Genomic DNA, 24,948 nt, shown 5'->3' on the forward strand with positions numbered 1-24,948 from the left:
TGCATGGCGTGGCGAGGGGCGGCTCGTTACACGCGTACCGTGCGCTGGCTCACAGCCGAGCGATGCCGAGCGCCTGACAATGGTTGCGCTGGCGGCCGACGTCCATAGAACCACTCAATAACCAGTCAACGCGGCCACCCGCATCAACAACCATTGCAGGGGGTGAGCCGTGCGTAGCCAGAGGCCGGGGGCCTATGCTCCGACTGCGCGCCGCACCGCAGCGACGATCGTATTGCTCGGCGGCGTGGCATCTATTTCGTTTCTTTCGACAGCGGCATCGGTCGCGCAAGCGGCGGCACCGCCATCCCGGGCTGTCCATGCGCCGCCCGCGGCCGCACCAGCACCCACTCCCGCCCCGATGCAGATCGACTTCTCCGCAATGGTCGACCGGTGCGGGCCCGCCGTCGTCAATATCAGCACCGCGACGTCCGCCGCTCCCGGCGACCAGGCCGACCAGCCTGCCGTTGCCCCCGGGCTCGACAGTCTGGACCCCGACGATCCTGTCTTCGCGCTCGTCAGGGCGACGGCGGGGCAGCCGCCTTCGCAGCCGTCCGTGCCCGATGCGCCGCGCGTCATGTGGGGTAGCGGGTCGGGCTTCATCATCAGCGCCGACGGGATCGTCGTCACGACGGCCCACGTCGTGAACCGGGCCGAGCAAGTCACGGTGACATTGACCGACAAACGCCAATTCAAAGCCGACGTGCTCGCGGTCGATCCGCAAAGCGACATCGCCTTGCTCCAGCTCGAGCACGCGTCGAAGCTGCCGGTCGTGCGGCTCGGCGATTCGACTCGCGTGCGCGTTGGCGAGCGGGTGCTTTCGATCGGCTCGCCCGACGGCCCGCAAAACGCCGTCACGTCCGGGCTCGTCAGCGTCACGCCGCACGCCTTGCCGAACGGCGGCGAGTTTTCGTTCCTCGAGACCGACATCGCGACCGAACCCGACAATTCCGGCGGCCCGCTGCTCGATCGCAACGGTAACGCCATCGGCGTCGGCGTTCAGGTCTATGCCGACGACGGACGATACCGAAGCTTGACGCTGGCGATCCCGATCGAGGCAGTTCTCAGGCTGCGCGCGCAACTGCAGCAGCAAGGCAAGCTGGCCAGCGGCAGCCTGGGCGTGCAACTGCAAGACGTCAATCCGGGGCTCGCCGTCGCGTTCGGCCTGCCGCACGCGATGGGCGCACTCGTGACCGACGTGACGCCGGCGGCGCATGGAGGGGTGGCGACCGCGCTTAAGCCGGGCGATATTGTCACGCATATCAACGGCAAACCGATCGCGCATGAAGCTGAACTGACGGACTATGTATCCGCGCTGCAACCCGGCTCGAAGGTGGCGCTCACGGTCATGCGCAACAAAAGACCGATGCAGCTGACCACGACCGTGGTCGCATCGGGCGGCGATCGCGCAGGCGCCGCGACACCGACCGAACACAACGCGCTCCAGCACCTCGGATTGACCGTCCATGCACTGAGCGACTCGGAGCGGAGCACGATCGGCGTGACCTATGGCGTCGTGGTCGATGTGGCGACGGGTATCGCGGCGAACGCCGGCATTCAGGCCGGCGACATCATCTTGTCCGTCAACAGCGAAGCGATCTCGACGCCCGAGGCGCTGGACCGGTCGATCGCGCGCGGCGGCAGGGAGATCGCGCTGCTGATCCAGCGCGACGACGCGCGCAGCTTTATCTCCCTCGCGGTGCATTAGGATCGGCGAGCGCAGCGGTAACGGGCAAGCACCGAGGTCTTGCCCGTTCGCCCCGTCGAATTCAATGATGTGCTAAGAAAAACTTAAGGTTGCGGCGCAATAATCGACTCCACAACGCTTCGCATTCGTCTGCCGGAAGCGTAGTTGCCACGGGCTTTTTGCCATGCGCGCGCACCTGCGTGCAACGCACAACGCACCCAACAGGAGTTCGCCATGAAATCGTCATCGATCGTTTCGAAGTCGCGCCGGATTGCATCGGGCGCATTCGCCTTCCTCGCCCTCGCACTGTTTGCAGGCTGCACGTCGACGATGAGGGTGCCGCCCGATGCTTCCGCATCTGGACATGCCGTCTACGGATCCGATAGCCACTATGGCGGCTGGGGCACCGGCTTCGGCAGCGATGGATCGCGCGGCCGCGGCTAGCGTAAGCGCGAGTCATGCCACGAGCACGAACAGGAACAGGCGCACGCCAGGCACCCCGTGAGCGGGCCGCCATCATGCCGCCTCTGCCGCGCGATCTCCGTGAAGGCCACCCTCATCCAGCCTGAACGACGACACGGCCTTTCGAAGGCCGGCCGCTTGCTCCTTCAACGACTGCGCGGCGGCCGAAGCCTGCTCGACGAGTGCCGCGTTGTGTTGAGTCACTTCGTCCATCTGCACGACCGCTTGACTCACCTGCTCGATGCCGCGGCTTTGTTCGTCGGACGCGGCAGCGATGCCGCCGATCGTTTCCGCCACGCGCTTGATCGCGTCCTTGACCTCCTCCATCGTCGCGCCGACGTCGGCCGCCTGGCGCGACCCGTCTTCGATCATCCCAACCGACGTGCCGATCAACTCCTTGATCTCCTTCGCCGCGGCGGCCGAACGTTGCGCCAGCGAGCGGACCTCAGCCGCCACCACGGCGAAACCGCGGCCCTGCTCGCCGGCCCGAGCCGCCTCCACGGCCGCGTTCAAAGCCAGGATGTTCGTTTGGAACGCGATCCCTTCGATCACGCTCGTGATGTCCGAAATTTTCGTCGAGCTTTCGCTGATCCGCGCGATCGTACCGACCATGTTCTGCACGACCTGATTGCCGGCATCGGCCATCATCGTCGCGTTCGTCGCGAGCGCATTCGCGTCACGCGAATTGTCGGCGTTGTGCTTCACGGTTTCCGTCAACTGCGTCATGCTCGACGCCGTCTCCTCCAGGGATGCCGCTTGCGTTTCCGTACGCGCCGAAAGGTCCGCGTTTCCGCTCGCGATTTCGTCCGCCGCCAAGCCAACCGTCTCGGAGGTCATCACGATTTCGCGCACGGTCTTGCTCAGATGCGCATCCATCCTGCGCAAGGCGTCGAGTAATTGGCCGAATTCGTCGCGGCTCGCCGCGGCGATCCGGTTGTCGAGCTTGCCCTCGGCGATTTTCCCCGCGACGTCGACCGCTTTCCCGAGCGGCTTGGTAATCGCGCCGATCAGAACAATCGACACCCCGCCACCGATCAACACGCCGATCGCGATGCAGGCGACGCTCGTCCACAATACGGTGCCGAACGTCGAGCGGCTATCGATCGCGAACTGCCGAGCCTTGTCGGCGTTCACGGCCGCATCCTGTCCGAGTAAGGTGCCAAGCGTATCGGAAAGCTTTTCAGCCGATGCAATCGCATCATCCGCGGCGTCGAAGTTGTCTGTCTTCAGCACCACGACAACGCCCTCGACTTTCGACTTGAAGCCGGGCAGATCCTGCGAAATTCGATCGACCACTGCCCGCTCCTTCTCGTCGCGGAAGCGCCTGCCGTGCGTATACGCAGCCCATCCCCGATCAAGCGCTTGAAGATCTGCCTCCAACCCGGGCAAGGTTTGCTGAACCCCAGTATCCGTGCGCAGCGCCTGCATGCGCCGCAGCGCAACGCGCACCTTCAACTGCAACGCCCGCACATCGGAGAGCTTGACGACCGGCATCGTCACCATTGAATAGGAATCCTCACTATTTTTTGCGATTCTCCAAGCGCCAGCCAGCCCCGAGAGACCGATCGCGACCATCAGCGCAATACAAGCGAAGAACGACGCGCAAATCTTGAATTTAATTGTTTTAAAAAAGTCGCTCATGGGTCCCCATCCGGCTCATCTATCTGCCGGCGATCCTGACGAAACGCCTCGGCTATTTCGAGCAGCAGGGATTGGACGTCGACGTCGTCACCGAACCGGCCGGCGTCAACGCCGAGGACGAACTGATCGCGGGTGCGGTGCAAGGCGTCGTGGGCTTCTACGATCACACGATAGACCTGCAAAGCAAAGGCACCGACGTGGAATCGCTCGTGCAGTTCGCGTCGGCGCCCGGCGAAGTGGAACTCGTTTCCTCGGCCCGCGCCGCCGACATCAAGTCGCCTGCCGATTTCAAGGGGCAATCGATCGGCGTCACAGGGTTGGGATCGTCGACGGATTTTTTGACGCGGTACCTGACGCAGAAGTTCGGACTCCAAAGGGACGACTATCGCCTCTTGCCCGTCGACGCGGGCAAGACCTTCATCGATGCCATGAGGCATCGCCGCATCGTCGCCGGGATGACGACCGATCCCACCGCGTCGGAATTGCTCTCGAGCGACCAAGCCAAGGTGTTGATCGATCTGAGAACCGAAGCGAGTACGCGAGAAGCACTGGGCGGCATCTATCCGGCGGGATGTCTCTACATGCGTGCGGCTTGGGTGGACGCGCATCCCGACGAAGCGCGCAAGCTCACGCATGCGTTCGTCAAGACGTTGCGATATATCCATACGCATAGCGCCGAGCAGATCGTCGACCAACTGCCGCGCAGCTACTACGAGAAAAGAAAGGCGCTCTACGTCGCGGCGTTCAAGGCATTTCAGCCGACGTTCTCGGTAGACGGGCGCATGCCGGACAGCGGCCCGCGAACGGTACTGGCGATCCTTTCAGCGATCGACCCGAGCGTGCAGGCGACCGATGTCGATTTATCGAAAACCTACACGACTGCATTCTTGGATACGCCCGGCGGCAAATAAAATCGGTGTAAACGATTAAATCATGCGGCAATTAAACGTCGGCAATTTTGCTTATGGGAAGCTTAAGAAATCCCGGCGTTACAAAAAATATACTCCTCAAGCCATACATCGGCGCGCCGATAAACTAGAAGCCACAAACTGGCACAACTTTTTTGGAGGGAATAATGACGATAAATGCAATAACCGGCCAAACAGCCGGACAAGCCGCAGCCGCAGTCGGTGTACCGTCACAGCAAGCACAAGGCGCCACACAAGCGAACACGACCGCGGTCACGCAATCGAACGGCACGTCGTCCACGCAATCGGCTAAACCGGCTGCATCGTATTCGGTTTCGATCAGCAGCGCGGCGCGCGCCGCGCTCGCCGAAGCGACGGAATCCTCCGTGCAAACGGCTCAGGAAGCCCGGCGCGGGGACTTGCAAGCGCAACACTTGCTGGCGAGGGAAAATACAAAAAAGGCGGCCCTGAACTCATAAGGTAGCCGCCAGTTTGATTCTCCGCGCGGAAGGCGACTCGCCTTTCGCGCGGATGCACCCCGGTTTCAATGCGCGAAGACTTCGACGCAGCCGTTAGGGCATGCTTTGTCCCCCGCTGCAACGGGCACGAAGATCGTGCCGTTGTCGCTCGCGACGGAATGCGCTGCCTTGCCGCTCGGCAGATTGCCGAGCCAGCGCTTGTGCTGGGCATCGATGACGCCGACCACCGGGCCGCCCAGATTCGCGACCGCCGCCAACGCGTAGTGCCGGGTGCTCGGGTCATACCAGATCTCATCCGAGCCACCGACCCGATCGAACGCCTTGATCACCTTGCCGGTCCGGGCATCCAGCAGCAGCGAGCGCGCCGCGAAGCCGGCTTTCACCGCATCGTCGCTGCACCCGACGAGCATCTGCGGTGCCGGCCCCATCACCAGTCCCGCGGGCATGCACTCGGATACGGGATCCATCCCGATGAGTTTCCCTTGCTTCGGATCGATGATCCCGATGGCACCGTTTGCCGCTTTGCCGTCCAGCTCGGGAATCGCAACGAAGACGTTCCCGCTTTGCGGATCCCAAACCGACTGCTCGATCCCGCTCGTCGCGCGCTTGAATTCGATTTTCGATCGCACCGCATAGGGCGGATCCGAGGAAATCAACGTCACGAACGGCGGGTTATCCGCATTGTTGGCGGCCACGATCAGGTGGTCACGCGGGTCATAGGCCAACTCGTCCACCCGGTTCGTGCCGCCCGTCGATACCAACGCAACGACACGATGCGACTTGAGGTCGATGATTCGGACTTGGCTATTCCCGTCGCCGGCCCACACCTCGCGTTGATCGACGAGCACTACGCCGTTCGGTCCCGATTGGTCGCCGCGGGCTCCCGCGAATCCGCCCACGCGCGCTAAAAACCGGTGGTTGTGCGTATCGATCAAATCGACCGACGCATTCGATCGGTCGGACAACGCATAGACTCCGCCCTGCGCGAAACCGATGTCGAAACTCTTCAAGGGAGCGCCGGGCAAGGCGACGCGATCGACAAGGCGCGCGGGCTCGGCCGCGTGCGCATGAGCGAACAACGCAAGCGAAAGGGAAAAAGAAAGAGAAAGAGACAGCAGTGCACTTCTGGCGATGTTCGACATCGTTTCGTCCATTCCATTAGAGGTTAAGCGAAAACGCAGGATGCTGACGCTATGAGGACACAGGCTCGCCGCGGCGAACGGTCAATCCCATGATGACGGGCATCGCCAGCAAAACCAGCGGCAACTGCACGATCGCGCCCGCGATGATCGCAATGGCGAGCGGCTGCAGCATCTGATCGCCCGAGCCGCTGATCGCGGCCCCCAAAGGCACGAGCGCGAGAATCATGGCGAGCGTGCTCATCGTGATCGGACGCAGACGATTGAGCGCGGCTTCGCGCAGCGCTTGGTGCGCAGACATCGTCTCGCGCAGAAGCTGATACTCGGATACGAGGAAAATCGCCATTTCGGTCGCAATACCGATGATCATCACCATGCCCATCATGGCCGTGATGTTCAGTTCGACGCCGGTGGCCCAAAGCCCGATGAAAACCGCCCCCGTCGAAAAGAGCGATGTCCCGACGATGATCAGCGGCACGAGCACTTCGCGGTAGAGAAACAGCAGCAGGATGATTTCAGCCGTCACGGCCGCCGCGAACACTTTGATCATGCCTTTCACGGCCATCTGCTGTTGCTTGTAGGCGCCGCCGAACGTGTAGGTCACGCCGGCAGGGATCAAGCCCGGCTTGTCCAATGCCGTCCTCACCGCGGCGATCGTCGAGCCCAGATCGTGAGACCCGCTGATCTGCGCCGTGACCGCGACGATTTGCTGGAGGTTGTCGCGCGTCAACTGTGGCTGTCCGGAGACGAAGCTTGTCGTCGCCACCGTGCTCAACGGGAAGAGCTGGCCATTCGCGCCGCGGATAGGCAGCTCGCCGAGCGTGTCGCGATAGATCGACTTTTGCGGTGCACTGAGCCAGAGCCGCACGCCGACGTCCTGAACCTTTCCGAGGTAGCGCGTCGCCACCGAGCCGTTCAAATAGTGATAGACCTGTTCCTTGACGTCGGCCGGCGTCATCCCCTTGAGCGCCGCCGCGGCGGGATCGACGTGGATCTCGAGCGCGTCGCCGGCGGGCACCACACCGGGGTCGACCGAAGCGGGTTCGATGCCCGGCACCTTTTTGACCGCATCGGCGACCTTCGTCGCCACCGAACCTAGGACATCGGGATCTTTCGCGCTGAGCTGGACCACCACAGGTTGCCGACGGCCCACCATGTCCCCGATCATGTCGCTCATCAACTGGTGCGTATCGAAGTCGATGCCAGGAACCTGCTGCGTAACGCTGCTCGAAATGCCGTCCATCACCTTCCAAATGTTCGGCCGCTTTGACGGATCGACGAGGTGAACGAAGAAATCGCCCTGATAGGTTTCGGTCAAATCACCGCCGAGCCCCGCGCCGGTACGGCGCGAATAGGTATCGACGTAGGGATTGCCCTTGAGAATCGCCTCGACCTGCTGCAGTTCCCGATTCGTTTCGCCGAGCGACGTACCGGGCGCGGTCTGGTAGTCGAGCACGAAGCCGCCTTCATCCATGCGCGGCAAAAAGCCCGTGCCGACGTGGTGATACGCCAGGTAGCCGGCGCCGGCCAACACGACGAGACCCGGCACGATCAGCCACGGCGCTCGAAACAGGGCATCCAGCCAGCGCGCATGCGTACGCCGCATCCACGTTTCCTTGCCATGCCCCGGATCCGTCCACGATTTGAAGTCGATCAATGCTCGGGCCAGCAGCGGCGCGGTAAACGCGGTGAGAAGGAACGAAATGATCAGCGACGAGGCCATCGTCAGCGACAAGAACTTGAAGAACGCGCCGGTGATGCCGGACAAAAACGCCAGCGGGATGAAGATGATCGTGGTGGCGAGCGTCGAGCCGAACAAGGGCGAAAGGAATTCGCGGGCAGCATGCAACACGCCCACGTGCGCGTCCTCCTGATCGGGGTGACCCGCGCGGCGCGCGATGTGCTCGATCATGACGATCACGTCGTCGATCAGCAAACCGATCGCCGCTGCAATGCCGCCCAAGGTCATGATGTTCAACGTCATGCCGAGCAGCCACAAAATCAGCACGCTGCACAGCACCGACATCGGCACGACGATCATCGCCACCGCCGTCACGCGCCAATTGCGTAGGAACGCGAACAATACGCCGGCGGCAAACACGAGGCCGATCGCAATGGCCTCTTCGAGCGCGGCGATCGACGAGCGCACCAATTGCGTTTGGTCATACCACTTGTAAAGATGAATCGCGCTCGGCTGCGTCTTCATGAACGCATCGAGGCGCTGCGTCACGAGCTTGGCTAGGCTCAGCGAATCGGCGCGGTCTTGCTGGTAGACGTCGAACGTGACAGCCGAATGGCCGTTGTTGTCGACGAGCAGCCACTGCGGCGCCGAACCCATCTTGATCTTCGCGATCTGCGCCAACGGGACGACGCCGCCCTTTCCGGTATGCACGGTCGCCTGACGGACGGACTCGAGCGAGGTAAACGCGTTATTGTCGACCGCCAGATAAAGCAGGTCGTTGTCTTCGAGCCGCCCGACGGCCGCGACCGTGTTCGTTGCCGACAGCGCCTGGGCGACGTCGGACATCGTCAGGCCGTAGGCTTGAAGCGTCTGCGGCGCGATCGACACTTCGACTTCGGGCGTCGCGCCGCCGAGCACACCCACGCGCCGGATGCCCGAAATACCCGTCAGCATCGGCAAGATCTGATAGCGCGCGATCTGCCGCAAGTCGGAAAGCGATGTCTTGTCGGATTGCAACGCGTACGACACGAACGGCATGATGACGTTCGGGCTCATCTGAATCGCGCCGTAGGTGATCCCCTGCGGGAGATCGGCCATCTTCTGAGCGAACGCGGCATCAACGCTCAGCAGCGCCTGATTCATATCCGAGCCCCACGGAAAATCGACGAAGATTTCCGCCGAGCCGCGCGACGTCGTCGACGAGACGTCGACGGCGCCCGGCACCGCGCGCGCCGCCGCCTCCAGCGGTTCGGTCACGTCCACCAGCATTTGCTTGGCCGGCATGTCGCCCGCATCGGCTTCGATGCGGATGCGCGGAAAGCTCGTCAGCGGAAACAAGCCGACGGGCAAGCTGATCGCGGCGTAAATGCCGGCCAGCGTCAATACGAAAGCCACCGCCAAAACAGGGATGCGATGACGGTGCAGCCATCCGGCAAACGTCATTTCTCCCCCTTCCCGGACTGAGCGCCCTGCGCCGCAACGCGCATGAGCATCCCGTCGTCGAGTTGATAGTTGCCGGAGAGGACCAGGGGCTGCTTGGGATTCAACCCATCTCCGCGAATGACGTCCTCATCGGCATGCGAGCCGGCAACGCTCACCTCGACCTTGCGCGCTTTCAGGGCGTCGTCCTGCACGACGTACGTACCGCCGTGGTCGTTCACGAGGATCGCCGCATGAGGGACTACGTAGCCCTGCGTCTGCCCGACTGCGATCGTGGCATCGGCCGCTTCCCCCGGCATAAAGTGGCCGGGCGGCAACGCGATCTCGATCGGAACGAGGCCGGTCGACGGGTTGATCATCGATCCGCGCTGCACGACGGTACCCGGCCAGCGCTGGTCCTCGCCGACGGCGGCGACGCTGGCGGCATTGCCGCTGCCGACCAGCATCGCCTGGGCAGGCACGACGCCCACCTTGAGCACGGCCTTCTCCGGACTGGCGAGTTCCAGCAGCGACGTGCCGGCGGAAGCCAACGTCCCTTGCGTGGCGGATAGATGCAGCACGACCGCGCGGAAGGGCGCACGCAGCACCTGCGCACCCCCGGCACCTTGCGTCTTGAGTGCCGTCAAATTCGCCTGCGCGTCGGACTCGGCCTTTTGCGCATCGGCCAGCTGCTGCGCAGTGGACAGATGTTGGGCGAACATCGTCTGCGTCCGCGCGGCGAGTTGCTGGGCGACCGTGAACGCTGAGCGAGCCTGCGAATAAGCAGCCGCCGTTTCCGGGCTAGGCATCAATTGCAGCAGAGGCGCACCCGCCGCGACCTCCTCGCCCTCGCGCACATAGATGGCCTGTACCACCGACGACGTCGACGCAGCCACCGTTCGGCTCGCGCTGGCCGAAGCCTGAACGACGCCATATGCCTGGACGGTTTTCGGCAAGCTGCCTTGCCGTAAGGCAGTTTGAGTGACGAGAACGCTCGGTGCGCCGGCATCGGTCCCGGCGCAGGCGTAGCCCGACCAGGCGGCCAATACGGCCGCCGCAAGAATGAATCGATTCATCATTGTCACCTCTGGGGATCGAGCGGGGCGATGCGGGTTTGAGGCAGCCCCACACCGAGCTCCAATGCGAGTGCGATGCGTGCCTCGTCGAGTCCGCGCTCAAGATTGAATACTTCGAGACGTCGATCCGATGCGGTCGATTCGTAATCCACCAGCGTGCGCGCATCGAGATTGTTCTGCTCGTAGGCGCTTTTCGCGGCTTCAGCCTGCGACACGGCCGTCGCCGCTGCTTGTCGCGCCTGCGTCAAGTCCTCGGTCATGCCGCGGCTGCGTGCGGCTAAAGCGAGCGCATTGGAAACACTCTGGTCGAGCCTGCTCTGATATTGCTCGTGGAGCAGAAGCCGCGTTGCGCGCGTCTTGGCCACTTGGCCTTGGTTGCGATTAAATATCGGCAAATCGAACGTCGCGGTGGGGCCGGCAGACCTCACATCGGACGTGTCTGAACCATAGGTGCCGCCGAGGACGAATGCCGGGAATTGTCCGAGAATGGCGGCGCGAACGTCCTCGTCGGCGGAACGATAGCCGAGCTGAAGCGCCACCAGATCCGGGCGCCGGGCAGGAACGCTCGAGATCAGCCGGTCGAGATCGGCCGGGATTTCGCGCACCTGGGGCTTCGCAATGACGAATCTCACGTCGGGCTTCAGGCCGAGCAGCGCGTCGAGATCCTGCCAGTTCTTGAGCCGGTCGAGGCGCATCGACCCGAGCGCGTGTTCGGCCGATGCGGTCGACGTCAACAGCGGACCGGAGTCCGATAAGCTCATGCTGCCCGCGTTCACCGCGCTGCGAACCGCCGAAGCGGCGTGCTCCAGCGATTGAAGCTGCGTCTCGCTGCTCTCGATCGAGCGCTCGCCCCAATAGAGATCGACGGCCAGCAGACGCGCCTTTTGCGCGACTTGCCATTCATTCCAAAGCAGATTCGCATCGACCTCGGACACATGCGCCCGCGCCGCCGACACATGGCTCCGATAGGTCACGAGCGAAGCGACGTCTTGCGCCAACGATGCCGTGAACGCGCCCGTGGTACCGGGCCCGCCGAGCAATGCCGCATAGCCGAGGCTCACGGAAGGATTGGGCAGCGTCGCGCTTTGCGTGAGATCCGCCCGGGCGAGATCGGACTCGCCACGTTCGGTTCGCAGCTCGGGATCGTTGAGGATGGCGAGCAGCCCCACTTGATCGATGCTCAGAGGGTGATCGACGTCGATGACCACCGCGGCGGCGCCCGGTTCCGGCGCCGGCAGCGTGTGCGCGATCGCCCCGATGCGATCGGCCAATTGCGCATGTTCGGCGAGCGGCAACGGACGATAGGAGGCGCATCCGCCGATCGCGAGCGCGCCCGCCACCGCGCCAAGGAGGGTCAAAGATCTGCTTCTCATGTCATGCGGCCCCGACCATTCGAAAGTCTTACGCAAGGATGGCGAAGACGGATTGGCCGACAATACGTCCAAGCGTACCGTCCGGTCTTCTTCGGTGTTCGCGACAGGGCATGCGATACCCGTCGCGGAAAACCCAAGCAGTATGGACCGTGATCGCTTAAGGGACGCTTATGGCGCTACGGGGCCATGGCCGAAGAAGCCGATGTCCTGCGTTCGACTGTCGAAGCGTTCAAGCTCAAGGCGGCTTGACGGCGGGAAACGCCGCCTCGCGGCCGCGCAAGGCATCCGGATAGGGTTCGGCCATGCCCTGCGCGCACCGGATCAAGCGCGCTCTTTCATCGTCAGCAGTACCGCGCAACCGCTCGCGAGGAGCAAGCCCGTCAGCAGATAGAGCGCATCGTCCATGCTGCCCGTGTGAACCTTGATCTGACCGATCACCCACGGGCTGACGATGCCGCTCGTAATGCCGATGCTGCTGACGAGCGCGATCCCCGGAGCCGCGGCGGCTTTCGTCAGGCACCGCGACGGCATCGTCCAGAAGATCGGCAGCGCGGCGAAGATCAAGACGGTCGCGCACGACAGGATTGCGAGCATCGCGGCGAAGCTCGGCAAATGCAGCGTCAGCAAAACGAGCGCGACGCCGCCTGCAATCGTGCAAAACGCGAAATGCCGGCGACGCTCCCCTGTTCGATCCGAATGCCGTGCGATGGCGATGAGGCCGACGATACCCAAGGCATTCGGCACCGTCGTGTACAGGCTGATCGACAGGACGTCGGTGATGCCGAAATCGCGGATCATCAAGGGCATCCAAAAGTTCAGCGTCAGCGATGCGCACGTCAGCGAAAAGTAAATGAATGCGAGCAGGTACACCTGCGGCGTGCGAAGCGCTTGACGAAGCGCGCCTGCCGCATGCGGATGCCGGCCGGCGCCGCCCTCTTCTTCCGCCAGCACCTGCGCCACGCGCGCTTTTTCATGCGCGCTGAGCCACGAAGCCTGCGCGGGACCGTCGACGAGCCGCGTCAGCGCGAACACCCCCAGGACGAGCGCGGGCAGCCCTTCGATCGCGAACATCCACTGCCACCCGGCCAGCCCGAGCGTGCCCGCCATGTCGCGCATGAGCCAGCCCGAGAACAGGCCGCCCAGCACACCCGCCACGGCCACCCCGGCGAAGAAGACCGAGAGAATCGCCGCCCGGCGCGGCCCCGGGAACCAATAGGTCAGGTAAAGCACGATGCCTGGGAAGAAGCCCGCCTCGAACACGCCGAGCGCAAAACGCAGTAAATAAAAGTGAGCCGGCGTTCTCACGAACATCGTGCCGACCGAAGCGATCCCCCACAACAGCATGATCCGGGCGAACGTCCGTCTTGCCCCGAAGCGCGCGAGCAGCATGTTGCTCGGCACTTCGCAAAGGACATAGCCGACATAGAAAACGGCTGCACCGAGCCCGTACATTGCATCGTTGAAGCCAAGATCGTGCTTCATTTGCAGTTGCGCGAAGCCGATGTTGATGCGGTCAAGAAAAGAAACCACGTAGCAAAGAAATAAAAACGGCACGACGCGCAGAGAAATCTTGCGGTATAGCGCGTCGTCGGCCGGCAAAGCTCCGCCCGCCGGCTCGACGGCGGCGTCGATCGATTGAGTCATGTGTCTCGCTCCAGGAAGTGAGGAAATCGCCTCGGCGTCTGGCGCGCCGATGGGCGGAAACGACGAACGATGAGAGGGCCGGCCTCAAGCAGCCGCGGCCAACGCCTCTTTATCGGGTACGCCAAGCACGCCTTCGCGCACGATGCGCATCGCTTCGGCCAGCGTCGCTTGATCACCGACATGGTTAGCGAGCAGCAAGATGAGCTGCGCGTTCGCGCTTTGGCTTTGCGCATCGCTCATATCGCGATGCATGTCGATCAGCGCTTCATAGAAATCGTCCGGGCGCGTGAGATTGGACTGCAATTTGAGTAGCATGCTGATCTCGCATTCACACATAAATTAGGATTCCTAAATGAGTCGAACGAATCCGATCACTCGAATTACGTTCGCATCATCCTCGTTTTACACGGTCGCGTTCACACCCAATGCCCGCGCGAGCGCACTTTCCACATCTTCGGCTCGCACTTCCCGCCAACGCGCGCACACATGCTGGTCGGGGCGCATGAGGTACGTCGTGCCCGGCGTCGCATCGTAGCGTTCGGCCGCGCGGCGTTCGGTATCGCTCAATACCCGTGCGCCGATCGCCGATGCATCGTCAGCGAGCTTCGGGTGGCTCCGCAACGCTCCGTCGGGCGCCACCACGACTACGTCGATCGGCACGCCGATCGAACGCGCCCGATCGATCGCGGCGATCTCGTTCGCGCGGATTCCGTTCTCGGCCGCGAACAGCAGCACCGTGAATCGCCCGCGGATATGCGCGAGCAGCCAGTCCTGCGCACCGTCGGCCTGCACCGGCGCGTCGACACAAGCCGTGCCGGGTACAAGACCGCCGTCGAACCGATCCCGGTCCGGCGTGTTCAACGTCGACTCGCGCAGGACGGCCGGCACGGAAAGCCGCCCGCTGTTGACGAGCCGCCGCGCGAAATCGTGATGGCGCGCGAGGCTCAGCACGGCATCGCGGAACACATGGCTGACCGGGCTTTTCGGCGTGATGAAATCGGTCGAGCGCGTCGAATTGAGGATGTTCTCGTCGGCCGCGTATTCGCGTTCGCTCGCATAGCTATCGAGCAGGCCGTCGGGCGCGCGGCCGCCGAGCACCATCTCGAGCTTCCAGGCGAGGTTTTCCGCGTCCTGAAAGCCGCTGTTCGCGCCGCGCGCGCCGAACGGCGATACGCCATGCGCCGCATCGCCGGCGAACAGCACGTTGCCGTGGCGGAAGCTGTCCATGCGAAGACACGAGAACGTATAGACGCTGACCCACTCGATCTCGAACTTCACGTCGGGGCCCAGCAGCGCACGCACGCGCGGGATGACGCGCTCGGGCGCTTTCTCGAGCACGGGATCGGCATCCCAGCCCAGTTGAAAATCGATGCGCCAGACGTTGTCGGGTTGCCGGTGCAGCAGCACCGACTGATTCGGATGGAACGGCGGATCGAACCAGAACCAGCGCTCGGTCGGGAAATCGGCTTCCATCTTGATGTCCGCGATCAGGAAGCGATCCTTGAACGTGCGGCCGTGGCTTTCGAGCCCGAGCAGATGGCGCATCGGGCTGCGCGAGCCGTCAGCCGCCACCACGTAACGCGCATGTAGCGCATATTCACCGTCGGGCGTATCGATCGTCAGCGTAACGGGCGCTTCGCCTTCGCCCGCATCGTCGCGCCGTTCGATCCCGACCACCTTGTTTTTCCAGCGAATCGTCAAATTCGGCAGTTGCTTCGCGCGCTCGATCAAGAAGCCTTCGACGTAGTACTGCTGAAGATTGATGAACGCGGGCCGCCGGTGGCCGCTTTCGGGCAGCAAGTCGAACGAATAAACGAGTTCGTCCTTCAGAAACACCTTGCCGACATTCCATCGCACGCCCTTCTCGACCATCGCATCGCCGCATCCGAGCCGATCGAAGATGTCGAGCGAGCGCTTCGAAAAGCAGATCGCACGCGAGCCGGTCGAGAGGCTGTCGTCGTCGTCGACGAGCACGACGTCGATCGCGCGCTGCGCCAAATCGATCGCCGTCGCCAGCCCGACGGGGCCGGCACCGACGACGACTACCGGATGGATCCGCCTGGCCGCGCCCGCGCCGCTCGCCTGCTCCGCGGCCGCGCAATAGTCGAATCGCAAAGTCTGGTAATCGGTTGTCATTCCCTGTCTCCCCTCGCCCCGCTCAGTTCTGCAACGCGGCCCACATCTCGCGGTCGCGCTCGGCCGTCCAAATGCGCGGATGCACGATGCCGCTCGCTTCGTCGTAGGCCCGCGTCACGTCGAACGGCAGGCAGTGCTCGTAGATGAAGACTTGGCCGAACTTGGGATCCATCGCCTCGCGCGTCAACGCCATCGCGCCCTTCAGATCGAGCTTCTGCTTGACCGCTTCGCGGCCCCGGTCGAGCAGCGTCGTGACGAAATCGCGCGTATAGCCGATCCCCGCTTTCACCTGCGCCGCGCCGACGAGCGCGGGACCGCGTCCGGGCACGAGCTTGTCGGCCCCCAATGCCTCGAGCGCGTCGAGCGTCGACGGCCAGGCCTCGAGCTGCGCGTCGCCGCAATAGCAAGCGGCGTCGTACTCCACGAGGTCGCCCGAGAACAGCACCTTCTGCGACGGCAGCCAGACGATCGTGTCGCCTTTCGTATGTCCCGCGCCGAGATGCATGATCTTGACCTCGAGCTTGCCGAGATGCAGCGTGATCTCGCGCTCGAACACGAGCGTGGGCCAGGTCAGCCCCGGCACCGTCTCCACGCCCGCGAACAGGCGCGGGAAACGCTCGATCTCCGACTTCATGTCGGCTTCGCCGCGCTCGACGATCATCTCGTACGTGCCCCGGCTCGCAATGACGTTTTGGGCGCCTTCGGCCGCGTAAGCCGAAGCGCCGAGCACGCGGACCGCATGGTAGTGCGACAGGACGACGTGCTTGATCGGCTTGTCCGTGACCGTGCGGATCTTGGCGATCAAATCCTGCGCCATCGCCGGCGTAGCGGTCGTATCGACGATCAGCACGCTGTCGTCGCCGACGATGACGCCCGAATTCGGATCGCCTTCGGCCGTGTACGCGTAGGCGTTCTCCGAAAGCTGCGTGAAGGTGACCTTCTTTTGCTCGAGATCGGCCTGCGATGCGAATGCTTTTGCCATGGTTGTCTCGCTGATGGGGGGCGCCTAAGACGCCATACGTGAATACGCGAGAGCGGCACGATGCGCACGGTGGATACGCCGTGCTGCCGGGACTGCGTCTCGCTCCAAAGTTTTATCAACGCCGCGCACGGAGTACTGAATGCTCAGTACTGATCCGGCCGGCCTCGGTCATGTACCGAGTCGAGACCATAGTAGGCTTCGTCCAATCACTTTGTCAACAGCAAATACATTTGCTATAACCAAATAACATTTCACCGACGGCCCGTTTCGTCGGATAAGATCACCGCTTTGGATTTCTAGAGGCCCGCTTGCCCACGCGTCCCCATCCCCCCGCCGAAAGCCGAGCATCGCGCGGCGTGCAGAGCGTCGAAGTCACCGGCAAGCTGCTCGATGTCCTGGCACAGCGCGGCAGCGTCAGCCTGGCGGCGCTGGCGGCGGCCGCCGGCATCGCGCCGGCGCAAGTGCATACCTACCTCGTCAGCCTGGCGCGGCTGGGACTCGTCAAGCGCGACGCCGCGTTAGGCGATTACGAGCCCGGGCCGTTGTCGCTGCGTCTTGCGCTGCGCTCTCTCGAGCATCAACCGGCGTATCGCGCCGCAGTGGCCGAGGTCGCGTCGCTCGCCGAGCGTTCGGGGTGCTGCATCGCGATCTGCACGGCGGGCCCGCACGGCCCGGCGATCGTTCATTACGAGAACGCCGGCACGCCGCTGCACGTCAATCTGCATGTGGGATCGGTGATGTCGCTGACTGCCACGTCGACGGGACGCGTCTTCTCCGCGTTCTTGGGGAAGGAAGCACGGCGCGCGATGCAGCCTGGAAAGGAAGGGAAGCAAGAAGACGGCGAGACGTTCGAGCGCGGACTCGAACGCATCCGTTCGCGGGGTATCGAGCGCGGCATCGACGCGCCCACCCCGTCGATCAGCAGCATGAGCGTGCCGATCTTCGATACAGCCGGCGCATTGCAATTGACGCTGACGGCCATCGGCCCGTCGAGCACGATCGATGTCGAATGGAATGGACAGGTGGCCGAGGCCCTGCGCGCTTCGGCGCGCCGGATCGAAGATGCCCTGCGCAACCCGCCGCCGGACGAGCGGATCGATCGCACTGGGGTGTGGAATATCGAACCCGGTTCGGAAGACACCGGGCAGCGCGGCATTCGCACGCTCGACACCACGGGCGAACTGCTCGCCGCACTCGTACGCGCATCTCACCCGTTGATCTTACGCGACCTCGCAGCGGCTGCCGCCATGCCGGCGGCCAAGGCGTTTCCGCATTTGGTGAGTCTGCTCGGCATCGGGCTGCTCGCGCGCGACGAAGCCGGCGCGTTCAATACAGGCCCGCTCGGCTTGCAACTCGGATTGACGGCGCTGCAACGGCAAGCGCCCGAACGCGATGCCGAGCACGAGATCGCCCGTCTTGCCTCGGAGACGGGGCTCACGGTCGCCGCCGCCGTACTCGGCCCGCTCGGGCCCACTGTCATTCGGCTGGAGGAATCGGCGCAACCCGTTCACATCAGTTTGCGCGCCGGTACCGTCGTCTCTCTGCTCAATACCGCGATAGGACGCGTGTTCGCCGCCTATCTCGGCGACGAGCCGCTCGCGGACATGCTTGCCCTCGAACCGCTGCGTCTCGCGGGCTCGTCGACGAACGAAATCGGGATCGCCACGGGTAAAGGCAACGACGGCAAAGAAAAGAAACCGGAGAAATCGATCGGCAATCCTAACGAATCGATGTTCGCACGGATTCGCCGAGAGGGAATCGACCGCGCGCTAGGCGCGCCGATTCCGGGCATCGATGCGCTCGCGGCGCCCGTATTCGACCATACGAACACGGTGCGCCTCGTGCTCGCGCTGATCGGAACGACCGGCACCTTGGACAGCGCCGACACGGCCTTGCCGGCCGCGCAAGCGCTGCTGCGAGCGACACGTCAATTGTCGTGGCGGTTGGGGTGGGCGCCGTAGCGATGTCAAGCCGCGGCTCGATCCTCTCGCGCCGAGCCCGGCACCGGCTTGTGCTTCGGCTGTTCCTCTCCCGGCACGGGGCGTCCGAAAATCGCGCCGAACAAGCCCGTGCGCCACGCGAACAGTAGCAGCATCGTCGACAGCGTCCCCTCGCCGATGACACGCGCCGCCGCCATCCCGATCGCGCCGAAGTGCGGCGCGAGCAACAAGGCCGACGTCAGATTGGCCGCCGCCGACATCAACCCCGCGATCGCCATGAGGCGGTCCTTCTTGCGCGGCAGCAGGACGTAGAACCCGACGAACTGGTTGAACGCCGAGAACGGGAACATCCAAGCGAAAGTCTGCATGACGTGCGCGCTGGGCTTGAATGCGTGGCCCAAGATCAGCGGCAGGACATACGGCGAGAGCACGAGCGCACCGCCCAGCGCGAGAAAGCCGTAACCCATCAGCAACGTCGCACCACGCCGGGTGGTCACGCGCGCGCCGTGAAGATCGTTGTTCGCGATCTGCCTCGAGATGGTTGGAATGAACACCTGCGAAGCCGGCCCCATCAGACTCAGGCCAATCGAAGCGAAGCGCTCCGCCGCGCCGTAATAGCCGACTTGCGTCGGCGTCGACAGCAGGGTCAGCAGATACGTCGACGCCGACGTGAGCACGACCGACCCCGTCGAGTACAGAAACAGCATCGTCGAATCGCGCATGAGGCCCGGGATGCCGCGAAACCGCAGTCGCGGCCATCCGAGGTCCTTCACCGTCATCTGGTACGCGATCGCCGTCTGCACGACCCCCGCCACGAGCAGGCTCACGAGCACCAGCGTCGAATCCGACGGTGCATGCACGAGCGCGAGCACGAGCACGAGGCTGATCAGGAAGCCGATCACCTCGATAATGATCGGCGTGCGAAAGTGCTGCCGTCCTTGAAAGAGCCAGCTGACGTTGCATCCGTTGAGCACCCCGAGCAGCGTGGCGCAAATGCCGATCAGCGGCCGCTGCGACAGTACGGGCGAGCAAAACGTTGCGACCAAGCCGACGGCGGTGAACAACACCCCCATCGACATGCGCGCACTGACATGCAGCGAGAAGATCGCGTTGTGTTCGTGCTTCTCATGCACTCTCGATGCGTCGCGCATCCCGACGAACGTGAAGCCGAAGCTTACGAGCATCCAGATGACGTTCATCAACGACATGGCCGCGAGCACGCGGCCGTACTCGGTCACGCCGAGCACACGCCCATAGAACGGGATGACCACCAGGAGGTACAAGTACCTCATGATGTAGCCGACGTACACGAAAACGAGTACGCGGGTGTTCTCTTTCTTGTCCATAGCAATATTTCATAGGCCGCCGCCCTTCAAGCGACGAGTACGCCAGGCTTGCCTGCTCACCGCATGGGGCCCAGGCCGGGCACCACGCGAATTCAGTGCGCAGCGCTGCTTCGGCGTGCTAGCGGATTGGAAATGAAGCGCACCACGTAGTTGGAAAGCGGTGCGTACGGAACGAGGCACAGGCACGACAAGCCGATCGTGCCGACTTTTTTCGCCACACCCCAGAAGGGGTTCGCCACGATCGAGTGCAGGTAGTTGCGCGAGTCGAACGCGAACCAGCGCCAGCGATCGATCAGCGGGGCGCCATAAACCTCGCTGCAGAAAATGGCCTTCTCGTGCGAGAAGTCGTGGAACGACTGTGGCAAGTCGATATTGAGCCGATTGCGTGCCACGTAGCGCAGTGCGCCCCAACGCGCCGCGTAAGCTTTGGGCGCCTTGTTGTTCTTCTCCGAATTGGCGAACGAAACATCCGTCGGCGCGGATTTATGGACTCGATAGGCGCCTAACGACAGCGCAATCGAGGCAACTTGACCGACGAGCGCAACGCCGTAGATCGTAAAGAAGTCGGCACCGTAGCGGCCTTCCGTGGTTTCGGGGATCGGGAAGAACCGGCGCAGCGCGCTCGATTTGTAAGCATTACCCGACGCCGGCGGCGACGGATAGAGCCAGCCTCGGCGCAGCAGCGTGCCGCAATCGCTCGGCGCATCCGAATGGGGCACCGTCACGCCGGTACCGGTACCGTCTTGGGAAATGACATCGAGCCGAAACTGCACCTTGGCATAATCGCCGGAATTGAAGCGCTGCATGACTTCGGTCACGGCGTTCGGATACAGCAAATCGTCGGCGTCGAGCAGGATCACGTACTCGGTATCGATCTCGTCCAGCGCGCGGTTGTACGCCGAGACTTGCCCGCCGTTCGCTTTCATCACGGAGCGCACGCGCGTGCCGTAGCTCATGATGATTTCACGCGACTTGTCGGTCGAGCCATCGTCGACGACGAGAACTTGCGTATCGGGATAGTCCTGCGCCAGCGCGGAATCGATGGCGTCGGCAAGAAACCGCTCGTAGTTATAGTTGCAGATCGCGATCGTGACGGACTTCATCGGCACGCTACTCCTCTTGGCAATCAATTCACTGATGGATTCATTCGTCGGCAGTCTCCGCGTCGCCATGCGCCCTATCCTCGCCAATGGAATAGCTCGCCAGCCTTTTGTGTTGCATCGCAGAATAGTCAACAAAAAATAGTGCCAGTGGAACCGGGCTGAAAACCCCGATGTCTTGACCGATTAGGTCGGCGGGGCCTCCGCTTACGAAACGCCTGCGCGCCGCATGCGCTCGAAGCCTTCGCTCGATTCCTTCAGCATCTTTCCCCAGCGGTAGTCGTGGCTATCGGGCGTGAAGCGCAACAGTCCCGCGCCGGGCGTAAAGGTCAGCTCGCCGAAATACACCTCGCGGCCCGTCGAATAAAGATCGACGCGCACGTAATCGAAGTCCTCGGCGAGACGCAGTGCAATGCGTTCTATCTCTTTCCAATTCTCGGGACGCACCACGGGCGCATCGCTCGGCCGATATTCGCCGAACGAGACGTCCAGCCGATGCCAGTGCTCGTCGTACAGATCGCCGCGCACATCGCCGAAGCGGTCCGCGACCACCATCGTGTGGATGCACGACCCTTCCGGGCGGCCGCCGAAGATGTGCAGCTTCAGATCGGACGGGATCTTGCCCGAGCCGTCCGTCAGCAGATGCTCGAAGTAAAGCTTCGGTTCGATGAAGGTGTAATGCCGCTCGCGCGACAAGCGGTAGAAATTGATGGCCAGCCAGCGGTTTGCCAGCGCGCTCAACGCCTCGAACGACGTCGCCGATTTGTCGCGCACGATTTTGACGAACGCACATCCGTGATTCGCCTTCATGACGAACGACGCCGGCAGCGCATCGAACACGTCACGCGTGAACGCATCGGGCACGGCGACGAGCGGAATCAAATGCTCATCGCCGATTTTTTCGCGCACATATGCGCGCACGGCGAGCTTGTCGGTCAGCTGCACCCAGCGCATGTCCGGGTGCAAGCACCGCCGCAAGATCGATTCGTTGAACGCCGCCGGCTCGCGCATGTTCGGCCATCGCCCGATCAGCCGGCGATGCTGAAGCTTCATGAACGCGGAATCGGGCAAAAGCCGCTTGGCGCCGTGCCAAGCCGCCTTCACCGCACCGTGCAGCCCCATGGAGTCGGACCTCGACGATGCGCCGTGTGCAGCAACCGACGCTCCTTCCGCGCTGGCCCCATGGCCGGCCGCGGCTTGCGGATGCTGTCGTGTTTCGACCTCGTTCACCTCGATCCTCCTTGATGGTTCCTGAGCCGCCTGTGTCCCTTTCCCTATACGCTACGCTTGCCCGTCGTCACGCCCGCGGCGATACCACGAGATAGGCGAGATGCATGGGCGCCGCCCCCCCGCCTCCATTCACTGCGTCGGGCACGCGAAAGTCGATCGACAAGCCGCCGCCGCTCGCGCGCGCCGACACGGCGCTCGCATCCGCGGCCTCGCCCGACAATGCATCGACCATGACGACGCCCAGGTTGCTCGGCGCGCCCGACCACCCGCTCAAGGTCAGCGTTTTCGGGCCGGGGCTGGCCCGCACCTGAACGACGAGATCGGGCCCGGAACGCAACGCAAGGCCTGACGCGTTCGCGTGCTGCCCGAACGCGAGGCGGCCGTCGAAGCGAGCGAGAGCGCCGCCCACCGTCTTGTTGAGGACGACGAGCGACTTGCCCGACACGTTGTACGTGCGCGGATTGCCGCGATGCGTGAGGCGGTACGACTCGAACCCGTCCCAGTGGTAGACCATCGACACGTACTTGTTCGGGTCGTCCCAGTTGTGGTCGAGCGCCCAATCCGCGAACTTGAAGAAATACATCGGCAAGTAATGCGGATCCATCATGTAGCGGTCGCCGATCTCCGTCTGCCAGACACCGCGCGCCGGGCCGTTCGCGACGTACCGTTCGTACAGCGGCGTCAACGCGTCGACACCGAGGTAATGCGTGTCGAGATAGTCGACCCAGTCGATCATGCGGGCGTTCACCGCGGGGCTCCGGTACTCGAGCCACTTCATGTAGGTTTCGAGTCCGCCCTGATCGGGCCAGCCGCCGTAGACGACATAGCCGCCGTACTTGCGCACGATGCGCGCGGCCGGCACGTGCACGAGCTCGACGTAGTCCTGCATCGCCCGGTCGTAAGGACTGATCGGTGCGTGCTGGGCGCGCTGCGCGGCGAAGTTCTTGCCGCCGTGCCAGAACGTCGCTTGCGTGGCGCCGCCCGACAACCGCCCCGCCGCCTCGTTCCAGATCTGAAAATAACGGACGTTGTAGGGCGGCGCGACATAGGTCCGAACGACCGTCTCGACATAACGGGTCCATACGCTGTCGTCTTTCGGCGCCGAGCGGCTGTCCCCATCCACGGTCGCGTTCCACCTCGGCGTATAGCCGAGTAGCAGCAGCGAATGGATGCCGTTGCGGTTGTTCAGCAGAATCGCCGGCGGCAGATCATGATCGAACGCAGCCCCGGTCTTGTCGACTTCGACCGGATCGTCGGGCGAATGCCGCTGCCCGGGCCCGACCGAATCGCGGCCCCAGGTGAGGCCCATCGCCTTCCACATGGCGACGTTCTCCGGCGTCATGGGCCAGCCGTTGGCGCCGATCAGCTGATTGATGCGGCGCTCGCCGCCGCCCGGCGCGCTTGCCTTACGCAAGGCGTTCGCCGCAGATGCGGCCGACGCGCTGACGCTCGACGCCGCGCCGGCGGCAGCCATCGCCGCCAACAGCGCGCGGCGGCGCTGCGAGAATTCGAACTGATCCGTCATGCGGGGGTCCTTTCCTTTTCTTGCTTACGCGCTATGCGGCCGACTGCACGGCGATCGCGGGTTCGACTTCATAGGTCTCGCCTCTCAAGATCTTCATCAACTCGCTCGCCGCCCGATCCCAACCGTGCGCATGCGCATGCCGCAAGCCCATTTCCCTGTAGCTCGCACGCAGCGTATCGTCGGTCAGCATCGTCTCGATCTTGCGCGCGATGTCCTCGACCGAATCGGCGTCGCAGTACATGGCCGCGTCGCCGCAGGCTTCCGCCAACGCCGCATGCCTCGACACGATCGCGGGGCATCCGCAATACATCGCTTCGAGCGGCGGCAGTCCGAACCCCTCGTACAGCGAAGGAAACGCAAGGCAAGCGGCATGTTCGTAAAGCGCCTTCAGTTCGCCGTCCGACACGTAGCCGGCACGCACGAGCTGCACGTTCGGGCGCTGCGTTCCCGAGGCGCCTTCCCCTTCCGTGTCCGCCCCACCCGACTGCGCGAACACGCGGGAGTTGGCGCCGCCCACAACGACGAATTTCACGTCGCGCAGATGACCGAGACGCTCCACGGCGGCCAGCACGCGCGCGAGATTCTTGCGCGGATCCAGACTGCCGACGATCACGCAATACTTGACGCCGGCCAGCCCCAACCGCTCGACGATCGCCGGCTCCGACACGATCCGGCCGAAGTGATCGGCCCCCGGACGCACGACGCGCACGCGCGATTCGTCGACGCCGAGCAGCACGCAAATGCGCGCTTTCGAAAACGCGGACACCGTCAGCAAGATCGGCGCGTTGCGCATCAGCATCGCGAACTTGACCCGGTACCAGGTGCGAAACGTCCAAGAAAACGTATGAGGCGTGTCGTAGACCGCCATGTCGTGAACCATGACGACATGGCGCCGCTTGAAGACGGGACCACTATTGCACAGGCTGAGCAACAGCTCGCCGCGCGTGGCGAGCGGCAATGCAATCTGTTCCCACAGGTCACCCTTGAGCCAGGGCACCTGCCGCAGGCGATCAATCGGCGAGGCCGACGCGACCCCGTTCTTGGGTACGGCGACTTCGATCTCGTCCACCGCTCGCTGGGTGGACCGGACGGCACGCATCAGTTCGTAAGCCACCCGCTGCACGCCCGTGAGGCGCTGGGCGGTGAACTTTCCGTTGACCACGAGATGCATAGTTCTCCTAAC

The 24,948-nt window shown here is 63.6% G+C and carries 19 protein-coding genes; 5 read left to right on the forward strand and 14 right to left on the reverse strand.

The features are described from left to right. Positions 1-379: 379 nt before the first annotated feature. Entirely contained in the window at positions 380-1,705 is a 1,326-nt protein-coding gene (locus tag DWV00_RS18885) for a trypsin-like peptidase domain-containing protein (RefSeq protein WP_245964936.1), read from the forward strand. A gap of 213 nt (positions 1,706-1,918) precedes the next feature. Continuing rightward, positions 1,919-2,128, forward strand: coding sequence for a hypothetical protein (locus DWV00_RS18890; RefSeq protein WP_115535118.1), 210 nt, complete (start codon positions 1,919-1,921; stop codon positions 2,126-2,128). Between the two features lie 72 nt (positions 2,129-2,200). On the opposite strand, the gene DWV00_RS18895 is transcribed toward DWV00_RS18890, so the two are convergent. Then, positions 2,201-3,787, reverse strand: a complete 1,587-nt coding sequence (locus DWV00_RS18895; protein ID WP_115535119.1) for a methyl-accepting chemotaxis protein — start codon at positions 3,785-3,787, stop codon at positions 2,201-2,203. Positions 3,788-3,822: 35 nt separating this feature from the next. Between DWV00_RS18895 and DWV00_RS18900 the strand changes: the two genes are divergently transcribed. Beyond that, positions 3,823-4,698, forward strand: coding sequence for an ABC transporter substrate-binding protein (locus tag DWV00_RS18900; protein ID WP_425452804.1), 876 nt, complete (start codon positions 3,823-3,825; stop codon positions 4,696-4,698). Positions 4,699-4,862: 164 nt separating this feature from the next. Then, entirely contained in the window at positions 4,863-5,174 is a 312-nt protein-coding gene (locus DWV00_RS18905; RefSeq protein WP_115535121.1) for a hypothetical protein, read from the forward strand. 65 nt (positions 5,175-5,239) lie between these two features. Here DWV00_RS18905 and DWV00_RS18910 read toward each other — a convergent pair whose 3' ends face one another. The 8 genes from DWV00_RS18910 to DWV00_RS18945 all read right to left on the reverse strand — a co-directional run bounded on the left by DWV00_RS18910 (position 5,240) and on the right by DWV00_RS18945 (position 16,624). Then, the gene (locus DWV00_RS18910) at positions 5,240-6,316 is read right to left on the reverse strand and encodes a YncE family protein (RefSeq protein WP_245964938.1); all 1,077 of its coding nucleotides are present in this window, start codon (positions 6,314-6,316) and stop codon (positions 5,240-5,242) included. A 49-nt stretch (positions 6,317-6,365) separates the two neighbouring features. Further along, a complete protein-coding gene (locus DWV00_RS18915; protein WP_115535122.1) occupies positions 6,366-9,437 on the reverse strand; it encodes an efflux RND transporter permease subunit in 3,072 nt (1,023 codons plus the stop codon). Then, entirely contained in the window at positions 9,434-10,492 is a 1,059-nt protein-coding gene (locus tag DWV00_RS18920) for an efflux RND transporter periplasmic adaptor subunit (protein ID WP_115535123.1), read from the reverse strand. Before DWV00_RS18920 ends, DWV00_RS18915 begins: the two co-directional genes overlap by 4 nt. A gap of 2 nt (positions 10,493-10,494) precedes the next feature. Next, on the reverse strand, positions 10,495-11,862 hold the full coding sequence (locus DWV00_RS18925; protein WP_115535124.1) for a TolC family protein: 1,368 nt from the start codon (positions 11,860-11,862) through the stop codon (positions 10,495-10,497). Between the two features lie 321 nt (positions 11,863-12,183). Beyond that, positions 12,184-13,506, reverse strand: coding sequence for an MFS transporter (locus tag DWV00_RS18930; RefSeq protein WP_115535125.1), 1,323 nt, complete (start codon positions 13,504-13,506; stop codon positions 12,184-12,186). An 84-nt stretch (positions 13,507-13,590) separates the two neighbouring features. Then, complete coding sequence (locus DWV00_RS18935) at positions 13,591-13,821, reverse strand: DUF2783 domain-containing protein (RefSeq protein ID WP_115535284.1); 231 nt, start codon at positions 13,819-13,821, stop codon at positions 13,591-13,593. Between the two features lie 87 nt (positions 13,822-13,908). After that, positions 13,909-15,642, reverse strand: coding sequence for an FAD-dependent oxidoreductase (locus DWV00_RS18940; protein WP_115535126.1), 1,734 nt, complete (start codon positions 15,640-15,642; stop codon positions 13,909-13,911). 22 nt (positions 15,643-15,664) lie between these two features. Then, on the reverse strand, positions 15,665-16,624 hold the full coding sequence (locus DWV00_RS18945; protein WP_115535127.1) for an MBL fold metallo-hydrolase: 960 nt from the start codon (positions 16,622-16,624) through the stop codon (positions 15,665-15,667). Positions 16,625-16,932: 308 nt separating this feature from the next. On the opposite strand from DWV00_RS18945, the gene DWV00_RS18950 reads away from it, so the two are divergent. Next, on the forward strand, positions 16,933-18,585 hold the full coding sequence (locus DWV00_RS18950; RefSeq protein WP_115535128.1) for an IclR family transcriptional regulator: 1,653 nt from the start codon (positions 16,933-16,935) through the stop codon (positions 18,583-18,585). A gap of 5 nt (positions 18,586-18,590) precedes the next feature. On the opposite strand, the gene DWV00_RS18955 is transcribed toward DWV00_RS18950, so the two are convergent. From DWV00_RS18955 to DWV00_RS18975, 5 genes are all read right to left on the reverse strand, one after another. Beyond that, positions 18,591-19,910, reverse strand: a complete 1,320-nt coding sequence (locus DWV00_RS18955; protein WP_115535129.1) for a lipopolysaccharide biosynthesis protein — start codon at positions 19,908-19,910, stop codon at positions 18,591-18,593. Positions 19,911-20,002: 92 nt separating this feature from the next. Further along, complete coding sequence (locus tag DWV00_RS18960; RefSeq protein WP_115535130.1) at positions 20,003-21,013, reverse strand: glycosyltransferase family 2 protein; 1,011 nt, start codon at positions 21,011-21,013, stop codon at positions 20,003-20,005. Positions 21,014-21,217: 204 nt separating this feature from the next. Beyond that, positions 21,218-22,240, reverse strand: a complete 1,023-nt coding sequence (locus DWV00_RS18965; protein WP_245964939.1) for an ATP-grasp fold amidoligase family protein — start codon at positions 22,238-22,240, stop codon at positions 21,218-21,220. Between the two features lie 67 nt (positions 22,241-22,307). Beyond that, positions 22,308-23,765: a hypothetical protein gene (locus tag DWV00_RS18970; RefSeq protein WP_115535132.1), complete on the reverse strand. Its 1,458-nt coding sequence runs from the start codon at positions 23,763-23,765 to the stop codon at positions 22,308-22,310. Between the two features lie 31 nt (positions 23,766-23,796). Then, complete coding sequence (locus tag DWV00_RS18975; RefSeq protein WP_115535133.1) at positions 23,797-24,936, reverse strand: glycosyltransferase family 4 protein; 1,140 nt, start codon at positions 24,934-24,936, stop codon at positions 23,797-23,799. Between the last annotated feature and the right edge of the window lie 12 nt (positions 24,937-24,948).

It is taken from the genome of Trinickia dinghuensis (assembly GCF_003367175.1).
GTDB classification, from domain to species: domain Bacteria; phylum Pseudomonadota; class Gammaproteobacteria; order Burkholderiales; family Burkholderiaceae; genus Trinickia; species Trinickia dinghuensis.

Coding starts and splice junctions, on each gene's coding strand:
- DWV00_RS18885 (WP_245964936.1), top strand. CDS start 380: ATGGTCGACCGGTGCGGGCCCGCCGTCGTCAATATCAGCACCGCGACG.
- DWV00_RS18890 (WP_115535118.1), top strand. CDS start 1,919: ATGAAATCGTCATCGATCGTTTCGAAGTCGCGCCGGATTGCATCGGGC.
- DWV00_RS18895 (WP_115535119.1), bottom strand. CDS start 3,787: ATGAGCGACTTTTTTAAAACAATTAAATTCAAGATTTGCGCGTCGTTC.
- DWV00_RS18905 (WP_115535121.1), top strand. CDS start 4,863: ATGACGATAAATGCAATAACCGGCCAAACAGCCGGACAAGCCGCAGCC.
- DWV00_RS18910 (WP_245964938.1), bottom strand. CDS start 6,316: ATGTCGAACATCGCCAGAAGTGCACTGCTGTCTCTTTCTCTTTCTTTT.
- DWV00_RS18915 (WP_115535122.1), bottom strand. CDS start 9,437: ATGACGTTTGCCGGATGGCTGCACCGTCATCGCATCCCTGTTTTGGCG.
- DWV00_RS18920 (WP_115535123.1), bottom strand. CDS start 10,492: ATGATGAATCGATTCATTCTTGCGGCGGCCGTATTGGCCGCCTGGTCG.
- DWV00_RS18925 (WP_115535124.1), bottom strand. CDS start 11,862: ATGAGAAGCAGATCTTTGACCCTCCTTGGCGCGGTGGCGGGCGCGCTC.
- DWV00_RS18930 (WP_115535125.1), bottom strand. CDS start 13,506: ATGACTCAATCGATCGACGCCGCCGTCGAGCCGGCGGGCGGAGCTTTG.
- DWV00_RS18935 (WP_115535284.1), bottom strand. CDS start 13,821: ATGCTACTCAAATTGCAGTCCAATCTCACGCGCCCGGACGATTTCTAT.
- DWV00_RS18940 (WP_115535126.1), bottom strand. CDS start 15,642: ATGACAACCGATTACCAGACTTTGCGATTCGACTATTGCGCGGCCGCG.
- DWV00_RS18945 (WP_115535127.1), bottom strand. CDS start 16,624: ATGGCAAAAGCATTCGCATCGCAGGCCGATCTCGAGCAAAAGAAGGTC.
- DWV00_RS18955 (WP_115535129.1), bottom strand. CDS start 19,910: ATGGACAAGAAAGAGAACACCCGCGTACTCGTTTTCGTGTACGTCGGC.
- DWV00_RS18960 (WP_115535130.1), bottom strand. CDS start 21,013: ATGAAGTCCGTCACGATCGCGATCTGCAACTATAACTACGAGCGGTTT.
- DWV00_RS18970 (WP_115535132.1), bottom strand. CDS start 23,765: ATGACGGATCAGTTCGAATTCTCGCAGCGCCGCCGCGCGCTGTTGGCG.
- DWV00_RS18975 (WP_115535133.1), bottom strand. CDS start 24,936: ATGCATCTCGTGGTCAACGGAAAGTTCACCGCCCAGCGCCTCACGGGC.